8 protein-coding genes are annotated in these 12,905 nt (G+C 73.3%); 7 read left to right on the forward strand and 1 reads right to left on the reverse strand.

Translation table 11 applies throughout. The features are described from left to right. The first annotated feature begins 200 nt into the window (after positions 1–200). Positions 201–1,637 carry an NF041680 family putative transposase gene (locus ACQPY0_RS20805; RefSeq protein ID WP_432995309.1) on the forward strand — a complete coding sequence of 479 codons (1,437 nt, stop codon included), beginning with the start codon at positions 201–203 and terminating at the stop codon, positions 1,635–1,637. Positions 1,638–1,646: 9 nt separating this feature from the next. Here the strand turns inward: ACQPY0_RS20805 and ACQPY0_RS20810 are convergent, their stop codons facing one another. After that, positions 1,647–2,648, reverse strand: coding sequence for an alpha/beta fold hydrolase (locus tag ACQPY0_RS20810; protein ID WP_432991297.1), 1,002 nt, complete (start codon positions 2,646–2,648; stop codon positions 1,647–1,649). A 115-nt stretch (positions 2,649–2,763) separates the two neighbouring features. Between ACQPY0_RS20810 and ACQPY0_RS20815 the strand changes: the two genes are divergently transcribed. The 6 genes from ACQPY0_RS20815 to ACQPY0_RS20840 all read left to right on the forward strand — a co-directional run bounded on the left by ACQPY0_RS20815 (position 2,764) and on the right by ACQPY0_RS20840 (position 12,894). Next, positions 2,764–3,492 carry an ABC transporter ATP-binding protein gene (locus tag ACQPY0_RS20815; RefSeq protein WP_432995311.1) on the forward strand — a complete coding sequence of 243 codons (729 nt, stop codon included), beginning with the start codon at positions 2,764–2,766 and terminating at the stop codon, positions 3,490–3,492. A 1-nt stretch (position 3,493) separates the two neighbouring features. After that, positions 3,494–5,932 carry an ABC transporter permease gene (locus ACQPY0_RS20820; protein WP_432991299.1) on the forward strand — a complete coding sequence of 813 codons (2,439 nt, stop codon included), beginning with the start codon at positions 3,494–3,496 and terminating at the stop codon, positions 5,930–5,932. Positions 5,933–5,942: 10 nt separating this feature from the next. Continuing rightward, on the forward strand, positions 5,943–7,082 hold the full coding sequence (locus ACQPY0_RS20825; RefSeq protein WP_432991301.1) for a sensor histidine kinase: 1,140 nt from the start codon (positions 5,943–5,945) through the stop codon (positions 7,080–7,082). A gap of 50 nt (positions 7,083–7,132) precedes the next feature. Next, positions 7,133–7,744: a response regulator gene (locus tag ACQPY0_RS20830; RefSeq protein WP_432995313.1), complete on the forward strand. Its 612-nt coding sequence runs from the start codon at positions 7,133–7,135 to the stop codon at positions 7,742–7,744. Positions 7,745–8,007: 263 nt separating this feature from the next. Then, complete coding sequence (locus ACQPY0_RS20835) at positions 8,008–11,571, forward strand: choice-of-anchor D domain-containing protein (RefSeq protein WP_432991303.1); 3,564 nt, start codon at positions 8,008–8,010, stop codon at positions 11,569–11,571. Between the two features lie 117 nt (positions 11,572–11,688). After that, positions 11,689–12,894: an ROK family protein gene (locus tag ACQPY0_RS20840; RefSeq protein ID WP_432991305.1), complete on the forward strand. Its 1,206-nt coding sequence runs from the start codon at positions 11,689–11,691 to the stop codon at positions 12,892–12,894. Positions 12,895–12,905 lie beyond the last annotated feature (11 nt).

Below are 12,905 nucleotides of genomic sequence, written 5' to 3' on the forward strand. Positions count from 1 at the left end.
CGCCCGCAGGCTCGAGTAGCCCCTGTTGCCGGTCGCCCTCAGCTTTAGTTTTAACCGGCCGGTTCAGAGGTCTTTGATCTTTTGGGCCGGTTTCGGTGTGTCGTAAGGACATGGGTACGGCCACCCGTGATCATTCGGAGTGCTGAAGCTTCGAAGGATGTGGGGTGGCCGTGGGGCCTACTATGCCAGGTTTGCGGGCGGTGGTCGCGGCTGAGCCGGTGGTGTGTCGTGCCGGGCTGATCGCGTGGCGGGCGGCGCTGTACCGGTGTTTCGGCAGGCGTGCGGATGCCCTGTTCGAACTGGTCGATGCGGTGCTCACCGCGCAGGGGCCGGTGGGTTCGCTGGTGGAGCTGTCGCTGGAGAAGGCGTTCCGGCGGGGTCATGGGGCGTTGTACGACGCCCTGGCCTGCGGGGTGATCGATGTTGCGGCGCTGCGCGAGCTGATTGCCGGTTCGTGGGACGGTCTGGACGACGGGCCGGTGAAGATCGCGGTGGATGTGTCGTCGTGGCCGCGTCCGGACGCGGAAACTTCCCCGGAACGGTGTCACTGCTACACCGCCTGCCGCTGCGACGGGGCCCGTAAGACGATCCCGGGGTGGCCGTTCTCGTTCGCTGCCGGCCTGCAGTGGGGCGCCTCGTCGTGGACGACGCTGTTGGACGCGGTACGGATCGGCCCGCACGACGACCCGACCCTGGTCACGGTCGAGCAGGTCGCCGAGGTGTCCGCGCGGCTGGACACGGCCGGCATGTTGGTGGGGCGGCCCGCCCCGATATTCGTGTTCGACTCCGGCTACGACCTGACCAGGATCAGCTACCTCCTCGGCACCCGCGGCGCGCGGGTGCAGGTGCTCGGCCGGGTCCGCAGCGACCGGGTGTTCTACGCCGCGCCGGGCTACGCCGGACGGGTCGACGGCCGGCCGGGGCGGCCACGCCGGCACGGCGACCGGTTCGAACTGTCCACGCCCGCGTCGCTGCCACCAGCCGATGAGCGGTTGTCCGCACAGAGTCCACGCTATGGTCAGGTGCAGGTCAGTGCCTGGCATGGACTGCACCAGAAGCTGGGCAGGCAGGCCGGCTGGACCGACTTCGCCGGTGTGTTACCGATCGTGCCCGGCACGGTCATCCGCATCCAGGTCGAGCACCTCCCCGGCAACCGTAAGCCAGACGATGTGTGGCTGTGGCACACCGCACCGCCCGGCACCGGGTTCGACCTGGACCTGCTGTGGAAAACGTACCTGCGCCGGTTCGATCTGGAACACACGTTTCGGCTGCTCAAGCAGACCCTCGGCTGGACCGCACCGCAGATCCGCACCCCGCAGCAGGCGCAGCGCTGGACCTGGCTGATCATAGCCGCGCACACCCAGCTTCGGCTGGCCAGGACCCTCACCACCGATCTGCGCCGGCCCTGGCAGCAACCGATCCCAACCGGTACACCGATCACCCCGGGCAGGGTCCGGCGGGGTTTCGGCCAACTACGCCGACACCTGGGCACCCCGGCCGGTAGACCAAAATTCACCGCCCCCGGACCCGGCCGCCCCACCGGCAGCACCCGACCACCACGAACCCACTACCCCGTCGGGAAGAAGAAGCCCGCAACGGACGAACCAACAGCAACAAAACCCAAGATCACAGGTTAAAACTAAAGCTCAGCGCCGCAGGTGATGGTCGAAGAAGTCGATGAGGTGGCCGCGGGTGAGGGCGATCGCGCGCTGCGGGCGGATCGTGCCGTACACCTGGGTGGAAAGCTCGAGCAGCACCGAGTCGTGGAAGGTCAGGTGTTGGGCACCGGGGATGCGCACGGTCCGGTGCCAGCCGCGCAGCCGGGCGGTGAAGCCCGGCCAGGACGGGTCCTCCTCGTCGCTGCCAACCAGCAGGAACGGCTTGTCCAGGCCGGTCTGGGCGACCGGGCCGTAGAAGGTGCCGTCCAGGTTGGCCCCGGCGACCAGGCGCGGGTCGTCGCGCACCGCCTGGGCCGCGGCCGCCCCGCCCAGCGAATGGCCGAAGACCCACGCCCGGCGCACGCCGAGCCGGTCCAGCACGAACCGGATGTCGGCCGCCCGGACCTCGACCATCTGCCCGGCCACCGCCTCGATCGTGTCCGGGTCCTGCAGCAGCGGCAGGATCGTGTTCGGCTCCAGGCGCCCGCCCGGGAACTCGACCGCGATCCCGTCGTGGGTGTGGTCCACGGTCACCACCAGGTAGCCGTTCGCGGCCAGGTGCTCGACGAGCGCGGAGCTGGAGTTGCGCAGGGCGCCGAAGCCGGGGGAGAAGACGATCGCCGGGCCGTTCGGGCCGCGCGGGGCGCCGAGTCGGCCGTGGGTGCGGACCTCGGCCAGGCCCGGCAGGTCGGCGGGGGTGCCGGTGACGGTCTCGATGAGGTCGCGGCCCACGGGCCCCGCCTCGGCCGGCGTCACCCAGGCAGCCCGCGAGAAGCCGGCCTGCGCGGTCGGGTACCACAACTGCGCCATCACTTCCCGGGGACGGCGCCCGGGAACCCACGGGTCGGTTCGCGAGCGATCCACCAGATGCATGACGGTCGTGCCGACAAGATGCGGGCCGTGTGGGGCCGGAAGGCAGAAGGCCGGGGAGGACAGCCGCGGGGCAACCGTCGCCGCGGCGGCGGAGGCGAGGAGGGTGCGTCGCTTCATGCGGCGAACCGTAGGAGCGCGGCGGCGGGGGCGCGTCCTGCTCAGGTAGTACGACCTCGCGTAGACGACTCGAGCCACGAACGCGCCTAGCGTCGCTGCCGTGACGAGACACGGGATGGGACCCGCGGCGGTGCGGGCCGACGGTGTGGTGAAGGTGTACGGGTCCGGCGAGACCGCGGTGCGGGCGCTCGACGGTGTCGGGGTGCAGTTCGCGGCGGGGGAGTTCACCGCGGTCATGGGGCCGTCCGGGTCCGGCAAGTCGACGCTCATGCACTGCCTGGCCGGGCTCGACCCGGTCGACGCCGGGTCGGTGCGGATCGGCGGGACGGAGCTGACCGGGCTGTCGGACCGGGCGCTGACCCGGCTGCGGCGGGACCGGATCGGGTTCGTGTTCCAGTCGTTCAACCTGCTGCCGACGCTCACCGCGGAGCAGAACATCACGCTGCCGCTCGACCTCGCCGGCCGCCGGCCCGACCCGGGCTGGATGCGGGAGCTGGTGGCGACCCTGGGGCTGCAGGACCGGCTGCGGCACCGGCCGTCGGAGCTCTCCGGCGGGCAGCAGCAGCGGGTGGCGTGCGCGCGGGCGCTGCTCGGCCGCCCCGACGTGGTCTTCGCCGACGAGCCGACCGGCAACCTCGACTCCCGCACCGGCGCCGAGGTGCTTTCGTTCCTGCGCGCGAGCGTCGAGCGGCTGGGCCAGACGATCGTCATGGTGACCCACGACCCCGTGGCGGCCGGGCACGCCGACCGGGCGGTGCTGCTGGCCGACGGCCGGATCGTCGACGAGATCCACCAACCGGACCCGGACTCGGTACTGGCCGGGCTGCGCCGGCTGGGAGGCTGACGTGCTGCGCACCGTGATCGCCGGCCTGCGCGTCCGGCGCCTCGTGCCGACCCTGGTCGCCGTCGTGCTGGCGGTGGCGTTCGTCGCCGGGACGCTGATCTACCGCGACACCGCCGAGGCGGCGCTCTACGACGAGTACGCGCGCGCCGCCCGCAACGTCGGCGTCGCCGTCACCGCCCGCGGCGACGCCCGGCTGGCACCCTCCACACTGGACGCCGTCCGCGCCGACGGGGGCGTGGCGGGCGCGGACGGGCGGATGGCCGAGCGCCTGCCGCTGCTGGACCGGCGCGGGCGGGTGGTAACCGACCTCGGCGAGCCCGGCTACGGCATCAACGCGGGCACGGACCCGCGGCTGCGGCCGTTCGACCTGCACAGCGGCCGGCTGCCGCAGCGGGCCGGGGAGGCGGCGCTGGATACGCGCACGGCGGGGCGGATCGGTGTGGCCGCGGGCGACGAGGTGACCGTCGTCGACGCGAGCGAGGCGCGGCAGACGCTGCGGATCGTCGGCCTCGTCGACGTCACCGGCTTCGGCGGGCGCCGCAGCTCCTCCGTCGTGCTCACCGAGCCCGAGCTGACCCGGCTGACCGGCGCGGCGGGCTACCGCGAGGTCGTCGCCGCCCTGCGCCCGGGCGCCGACGCGGCCACCGTACGCGACCGCCTCGACCCGGGGCCGGACGCGCGGCGGCGGACCGGGCAGCAGCTGCGCGAGGACCTGGCCCGGGAGTCCTCGGGGCAGATCGGCGGGCTGCTCGTCGGCCTCGGGCTCTTCGCGCTCGTCGCGCTGCTCGTCGCCGGGTTCGTCATCGTCAACACGTTCACGATCCTCATGGCCCAGCGGCTGCGGGAGACGGCGCTGCTGCGCTGCGTCGGGGCCGGGCGCGGGCAGGTGTTCACACTCGTGGTGAGCGAGGCGGCGCTCGTCGGGCTGGCCGGGTCGCTGCTGGGCACCGCGCTCGGGGTCCTCGTCGCGCTCGCCCTGTCCCGGCTCTCCCCGCTGCTCGGCGTGCCCGCCGGCGACGTGGTGCTGACCGCCGCGCCGCTGCTCGCCGGGCCGGCGCTCGGGCTGCTGGTCACCGTCGGGTCGGCGGTCACGCCGGCGCTGCGGGCGACCCGGGTCCGGCCGGTCGCGGCGCTGCGGGCCGCGGTCCCCGAGTCCGGCGCGTTGCGCCGCCTCACCCTCGTGCTGGCCGTCGTCGTGGCCGGCGCCGGCACCGCGCTGACCGTCCTGGGCGTGCGCGGCCACGGCGGGCCGCTCGCGTCGATGGCACTGGTGATGCTCGGCGGCACCGGGGTCTTCGCGGCGCTGCTGCTGCTCACGCCGCGCCTGGTCGGGCCGGTGGTGCGGGCGCTGGGGTGGCTGCCGGGGCGGCTGTTCGGGGTACCGGCGAAAATGGCCACGGCCAACGCGGCCCGCAACCCGGCGCGGACCGCGGCCACGACGGCGACCCTCCTCATCGGGGTGGCCCTCATGGCCGGCGGCGGCACGGTCGCCGCCACCGTCAGCCGCACCGCCGAGGCGCAGCTCAACACCGCGTTCCCGGTCGACTACCTGCTCACCCCGTCCGTGCCGGGCGACGGCGTGCCGGCGGCGGTCGCGGGCGAGGTGCGCGCCGCCGGCTTCCCGGTCGCGGCGCCGGTGCGCCAGGGCAAGGCCGGCGACCTGCTGGTCGGCACGGTCGACCCGGAGGCGTACTCCCCGAAGGTCACCGCGGGCCGCCTCGCCGATCTGCGCCCGGGCACCGCGATCGTGCCCGCCGCCTCCGACGCGCTCGGCGCCCGGCGGGTCGGCTCGCGCATCGACCTGGAGGCCGGCGGGCGGCGGCTGTCGCTGACCGTCGCCGCCACCGTGCAGAGCTCCAGCCTCGTCGGCGACGTCGTGGTGACCGGCGCCGACTTCGCCGCCCTGTTCCCCGACGTGCACGACGACGCCCTGGTGCTGGTGCGGGCCGCGCCCGGGCAGCCGGCCACGGCGGCGCGGGCCCGGCTCGACGACACCCTCGCCGCGCACCCGCTGGTCCAGGTCGCCGACCTCGCCGAGATCCGCGACGAACGCGACGCCACCATCGGCCAGATCGTCGCCATCATCGCCGCGCTGCTCGGGTTCGCGCTGGTCATCGCCGTGATCGGGATCGCCAACACGCTGTCGCTGTCGGTGCTGGAGCGGGCCCGGGAGACCGCGCTGGTGCGGGCGCTCGGGCTGACCCGCGGGCAGCTGCGGGCCACGCTGCTGATCGAGGCGCTGCTCATGGCCCTGGCCGGGGCGCTCGGCGGGGTGGCGTTCGGTGTCCCGTACGGGTGGCTCACGGCGGCGGCGGGCTTCGGCGCGGTACACCCGCTGCTGAGCGTCCCGGTCGGTCAGTTGGCCGGCTTCGTGGCCCTGGCGGCGGCCGCCGCGGTCCTCGCCGCGGTGCTGCCCGCCCGCCGGGCGGCCCGTGCTTAGGGTGGAGCGGGTGAGGGCGAGGCTGTTCGACGCGGCGGTGGTGGCGTGCGTGCTGGCGCTGCTGTACCTCGAGCGTGGCCTCGCCCCGCCGGGCGTCGCCGCCATCGGGGTCGTGATGGCGCTGGCGTTGCTGGCGCGCCGGGTGCGTCCGGTGCCGGTCGCCGCCGCCGTCTACACGCTCGCCATCGCGCAGCTGCTCGTGCGCCCCGCCGTGCGGATGTTCGACGTCTGCGTGGTCATCGCGATGTACTCCGTGGTGAAGTACCAGCCGCGGGCGCTCTGGGGCATCCTGGCCGGTGCCGGGGCGGCCGTCGGGGTGCTCGTCGCGGCCGTCGCCGAGCAGCACAACAACGGCAACTTCTGGGTCGTGCTCGACGTCATCGGCGCGATCACCGTCAGCGCGTGGGTGACCGCGTACTCGGTGCGCACCCGCCGGCTCTACGTCGCCTCGCTGGAGGAGCGCGCGGCGACCCTGGAGCGCGAGCGCGACCACCTCGCCCGGCTCGCCGCCGCCGACGAGCGGGCCGCGATCGCCCGGGAGCTGCACGACGTGATCGCCCACAGCCTCAGCGTGATGATCGTGCAGGCGGATGGGGCGGCGTACACCCTCGACCCGTCCGCGACCCAGGCCCGCCAGGCCCTCGACACGATCGCCACGACCGGTCGCGACGCCCTGGACGACATGCGCCGTGTGCTGGCCGTGCTGCGCGGCTCATCCGTTCTCGCCGATTCCGCTGCCGATTCGGACCGGCGCCGGGTGGGGCTGGCCGAGCTCGGGGACCTCGCCGAGCGCGCCGGCGCGGCCGGGCTGAAGGTGCGGATCGAGCCGGCGGGGGATCTCGCGGCGCTGGGCGCCGCGGAGGAGCTCACGGCCTACCGGGTGGTCCAGGAGTCGGTGACCAACGCGCTGCGGCACGCGGGGGCCGGGGCCTCGTTGACGGTACGGCTGGAGCTGACCGGCGACCGGCTGACGATCACGGCCACGGACGACGGCACCGGCGGGCCGGTCGCGCCGGGGGCCGGGCACGGGCTCGTGGGCATGCGCGAGCGGGTCGCGATGCACGGCGGGACCTTCGCGGCCGGGCCGGGCGACGGGGGAGGCTGGCGGGTGCGGGCGGAGATTCCGGTGACGGGCGGGAGCACGCGGTGATCAGGGTGGCGATCGTCGACGACCAGGAGCTGGTGCGGGCCGGGTTCCGGATGATCCTCTCGGCGCAGCCGGACATGACCGTCGCGGGGGAGGCCGGCGACGGGGCCGAGGCGCTGCGGCTGCTGCGCGAGGTCCGGGTCGACGTCGTCGTCATGGACATCCGGATGCCGGTCCTGGACGGGGTGGCCGCCACCGCCGAGCTGTCGACGTGGGTGGACGGGCCGCGGGTGCTGGTGCTGACCACCTTCGACACCGACGAGGACGCGTTCGCCGCCCTGCGGGCCGGGGCCAGCGGGTTCCTGCTCAAGAACGCGCCCCCGGCCGACCTGCTGGCCGCGATCCGGGTCGTCGCGGGCGGTGACGCGGTGGTGGCGCCCCGGGTGACCCGCAGCCTCCTGGACCGCTATGTGGTGCCCGGCGAGCCGCCGCGCCCGCCCGTCGGCCGCGACGTGCGGCTCGACCTGCTCACCGACCGGGAACGGCAGGTCCTGCTGCTGGTCGCCGAGGGCCTGTCCAACGCCGAGATCGGTGATCGGCTGCGGGTGGCCGAGACGACCGTGAAGACGCACGTCGGGCGCATCCTGACCAAGCTCGGCCTGCGCGACCGCGTGCAGGCCGTCGTGCTCGCCTACGAGACGGGGCTGGTCCGTCCGGCATGCTGAGCCGAGTCGTCATACTCTTGCGACACTCGGTAAGAATCGAACAGCGATGCGTCTGGATATTGCGAACCCGTGTCGTCGGAGTTACCGTCCCTCTTGCACCGACCAATCCGCCGACCGGTGTCCCCCCAGAAGGCCGATCCCGGCCCCAAACCTCCCGCCCGCACGAGCCCTCGACAAAGACCCGACCGACAGGCCCCGAATCCGCCGACCGCGGGCCCGCCGGGCGATGGCTCGTGCCCGCGGCTCGTCGAAAGTGGGCATCCATGCTCAGGCAGATCCGAAGAATGCGACCCCGGGCGCGCAGCGCCGCCCTCGTCGCCGGCGCCACCCTGGCCGCCGCCGGCGCGGCCGTGTGGGTCGCCTCCCCGGCGCTCGCGGCCGCGACCGGCGGCGTGGGCGCGACCCTGCCCTACGTCGAGGTCCAGGCCGAGAACGCGGCCACGAACGGCACGATCATCGGGCCCAGCGCGGCGTACAACACGCTGCCCTCGGAGGCGTCCTACCGCAAGGCCGTGACGCTGCAGGGCCAGGGCAAGTACGTCGAGTTCACCACGCCCGTGGCGACCAACTCGATCGTGTTGCGCTACAGCATCCCAGACACCGGCAGCGGGTCGGTCTATACGGCGCCGCTGTCGCTGTACGTCGACGGCACCCGCAGCACGAACTTCACCCTGACCAACGCCTACAGCTGGTACTACGGCGGCTACCCGTTCACCAACTCCCCGGGCGGCAACGCGCACCACTTCTACGACGAGGTCAACCGCCTCTTCCCGACGACCTACCCGGCCGGCACCAGGTTCAAGCTGCAGGTCGACTCGGACTCCAGCGCATCGTCGTACACCATCGACTTCGCCGACTTCGAAAACGTCGGCCCGGCACTGGCCCAGCCGGCCGGCTCGGTGTCGATCACCGGCAAGGGTGCCGACCCGACCGGCGTGCAGGACTCGACCGCCGCGATGAACGCCGCGATCGCCCAGGCCGGCTCCGGCGGCACCGTGTGGATCCCCGAGGGCACGTTCAAGATCCTCGGCCACATCGCCGTCAACAACATCACCATCAAGGGCGCCGGCATGTGGCGCTCCCGCACCACCGGTGACCGCATCGGCTTCTACGGCAACTACGCGCCGACGCCGAGCACCAACGTGCACCTGTCGGACTTCGCCATCTTCGGCAACGTCCAGGAGCGCAACGACGGCGACCAGGTCAACGGCATCGGCGGCGCGATGAGCAACTCCACCGTGGACCGGGTGTGGATCGAGCACACCAAGGTCGGCGCCTGGATGGACGGGCCGTTCGACAACCTCGTCATGAGCCAGCTGCGGCTGCGCAACTACACCGCCGACGGCGTGAACTTCCACAACGGCGTCACCAACTCGAAGGTCACCAACTCCGACGTGCGCAACGCCGGCGACGACGGCCTGGCGATGTGGGCCGAGCAGAACGCCGACGCGAACAACTCGTTCGACCACAACACGGTGCAGTACCCGATCCTGGCCAACGGCATCGCGATCTACGGCGGCCACGACAACTTCGTGACCGACAACCGGGTCGTGGACTCCGGCCTTTCGCAGGGCGGCGGCATCCACGTCGCGCAGCGCTTCGCCTCCACGACGCTGGGCCGCACCGACGTGCTGCGCAACACGATCATCCGCTCCGGCAGCCTCGACCCGAACTGGCAGTTCGGCGTCGGCGCGCTGTGGTTCGACGCCCGTGACGGCGGCATGACCGGCCTCACCAACGTCGACAACATCCTCATCCAGCAGAGCCCGTTCGAGGCCATCCAGTTCGTCTCCGGCTCGAACATCTCCAACGTGAAGATCAACAACGCGACGATCCAGAACACCGGCACCTGGGCCATCCAGGAGCAGGTCGGCGGCGCGGCGACGATCAGCAACTCCAGCGCCACCGGCGTGCAGGCCCCGGCCGCGATCTACAACTGCGGCGTCGGCTTCACCCTCACCGACGGCGGCGGCAACAGCGGCCTGTCCGGCACGGCGTGCAGCAACATCGCCAACCCCGCCTTCCCGCCGTACCTGCCCGACAACGGCTCGAGCATCAACATCAGCCCGAGCGCCGTCGGCTTCGGCTCCGTCGTCACCGGCTCGACCAGCGCCGCCCAGGCGGTCACGGTCACCAACTCCGGCACCGGTGCGGCCCCGGTCGGCACCATCTCGGTCACCGGCGACTTCGCCCAGACCAACACCTGCGGCACCAGCATCGCCGCGGGCGCGTCCTGCACGGTGCAGGTCACCTTCCACCCGACCGCGGCGGGCACCCGCACCGGCACCCTCACGGTCACCGCCTCGGGCATCACCAACACCGTGCCGCTGTCCGGCACCGGCGTCGCCCCGGGCCCGATCGTGGGCGCCAGCCCGGGCAGCCTGAGCTTCGGCGGCACCGTCGTGGGCACCTCCGCGGCCACCCAGACGGTCACGCTGAACAACTCCGGCACCACGGCGGCGACCATCTCCGGCATCGCCACCTCGGGTGACTTCAGCCAGACCAACACCTGCGGCGGCAGCATCGCCGTCGGCGCGTCCTGCACCGTGACGGTCAAGTTCACCCCGGCCGCCTCGGGCTCGCGCACCGGCTCGCTGACGGTCACCAGCAACGCCAACAACAGCCCGAGCGTCGTCGGCCTCACCGGCAGCGGGATCGGCACCGACACCAACATCGCGCTGAACAAGACGGTCACCGCCAGCAGCCAGGTCAACGGCACCCAGGCGCCGAACACGGCCACCGACGGCAACGCCGCCACCTACTGGGAGAGCGCGAACAACGCCTTCCCGCAGTGGGTTCAGGTCGACCTCGGCGCGACGAGCAGCATCGGCAAGGTCACCCTGAAGCTGCCGCCGGACTCCGCGTGGGCCACGCGCACGCAGACGCTGTCGATCCTCGGCAGCACCGACGGCACCAACTTCAATACGACCCTGTCCGCCTCGGCCGGGCGCACCTTCAACCCGGCGACCGGCAACACGGTGGCCGTGACGGTGCCGGCGACGAACGTGCGGTACGTCCGCGTCAACGTCACCGCGAACACCGGCTGGCCGGCGGCGCAGGTTTCGGAGCTGGAGGTGTACCCCAGCGGGGGCGGCACCCCCAACACCCCGGTGCTGAGCGCCGCGCCGTCCTCGCTCACCTTCGCCGCGCAGGCCCTGAACACCACCAGCGCCCCGCAGGCGGTCACCGTCACCAACACCGGCACCGCCGCGGCGAGCGTCTCCGGCGTCACGGTCACCGGCGACTTCGCCCAGACCAACACGTGCGGCTCGATCGCGGCCGGCGCCTCGTGCGTGGTGAACGTGACCTTCCGCCCGACGGCCACCGGCACCCGCACCGGCACGCTCACGGTCACCAGCAACGCCGGCAACAGCCCGACGACGGTGGCGCTGAGCGGCACCGGCGGCACCTCGCCGACGAACCTGGCGGCCGGCAGGCCGACGTCGGAGTCGAGCCACAACGACGTGTACCCGTCCAGCAACGTGACCGACGCCGACCAGAACACGTACTGGGAGAGCGCCAACAACGCGTTCCCGCAGTGGGTGCAGGTCGACCTCGGCTCGGCCCAGAGCGCGTCACGGATCGTGCTGCAGCTCCCGGCGGGCTGGGGCGCGCGCACGCAGCGCATCCAGGTGCAGGGCAGCCCGAACGGATCGTCGTTCACGGAGGTCAAGGCGGCGGCGGACTACACCTTCACGCCGAGCGCCGGCAACACCGTGACGATCACGTTCACGGCGACCAGCCAGCGGTACTTCCGGCTGAACTTCAGCTCGAACACGGGCTGGCCGGCCGGGCAGCTCTCGACCTTCCAGGTCTGGAACCTCTAGTACCCGTTCGTTTTCATGACGGGTCGCGCCGCCGGGTCCTGCTGGGCCCGGCGGCGTCGCCCTTGGGTTCGGTAAGGCCTTGACATAACTGTTGACCGGCATGCAGGATTACGCGCCGTGGCGGCGCGGCAGACGCATCCCCGCGACCTGTGGCACCGCGATCTGGGCGGGACCGCCAGGCGGGTCGCCGAGACGCTGCGCCTGTACGGGCCCCGCACCCGGGCCGAGCTGGTCACCCTCAGCGGCCTGTCCCGGCCGACCGTCTCGGCCGTGCTCACCGACCTCGGCGGGGCCGGGCTCGTCAGCGAGAAGGTCGGCATCGCGGCCCGCCCGGTCGGCGGCCGGCCGGCCTCCGTCGTGCAGCTGACCCGGCGTGCCGGGATCGCGGTCGGGGCGGACATCGGGCGGCGGCACGTGCGCGTCGCCGTGGCCGACCTCGGGCACGCGGTCATCGCCGAGCGCGCGGCCCGCACCGACTTCGACATCGACGACCGCCCCGCCGACGCCCTGGAGCTGGCCGTCACGCTCGTCGACGCGGCCCTGGGCGACATCGGCGCGACCCGCGACGACGTGGTCGGCGTGGGCCTGGGCGTGCCGGCGCCGATCACCCGCGACTGGCGGATCGGCTCCCCGCCGATGCTGCCCGGCTGGGCCGAGCTCAAGCCCGCCGAGGAGTTCAACGCGCGGCTCGGCCTGCCCGTGCGGGTCGACAACGACGCGAACCTGGCCGCGCTGGGCGAGTACGTCTGGGGCGCCGGCCGCGGCTGCACCGACCTCGTGTACGTCAAACTGGCCACGGGCATCGGCGCCGGAATCGTCCTCGACGGCCGCCTCTACCGCGGCGCGGCCGGCACCGCCGGTGAGCTCGGCCACGTGACGCTGGACGCGCGCGGCGCGGTCTGCCGCTGCGGCAACCGCGGCTGCGTCGAGCTGGCGGTCGGCGGCCGCGCCCTGCTCGCCAACGCCCGCCAGACCCACCCGCAGCTGCACGACCTGGGCGGCCTGATCGAGTACGCGCACGCCGGCGACCCGGGCTGCCGCCGGCTCATCATCGACGCGGGCACGCAGCTCGGCCTGGCCCTGGGCAACCTGGTCAACCTCATCAACCCGCAGCGCGTCCTGCTCGGCGACGAGCTCGGAGCCGCGACCGACCTGCTGCGCGGGCCGCTGCAGCGCGGCCTGGCCGAGACGGCCCTGGCCGCGGCGGCCGAGGCCGTCGACGTCGTGCAGAGCGCCCTGTCCCTGCGCGCGGCGGCCCTGGGCGCGGTGGCGCTGGCCCTGGGTATCGACACGGTCCCGTTCGCGGCGGCCGACCAGGGCTGACGCCCAGCCGG

This window comes from Dactylosporangium sp. CA-233914 (genome assembly GCF_050942935.1).
Classification (GTDB): Bacteria; Actinomycetota; Actinomycetes; order Mycobacteriales; family Micromonosporaceae; genus Dactylosporangium.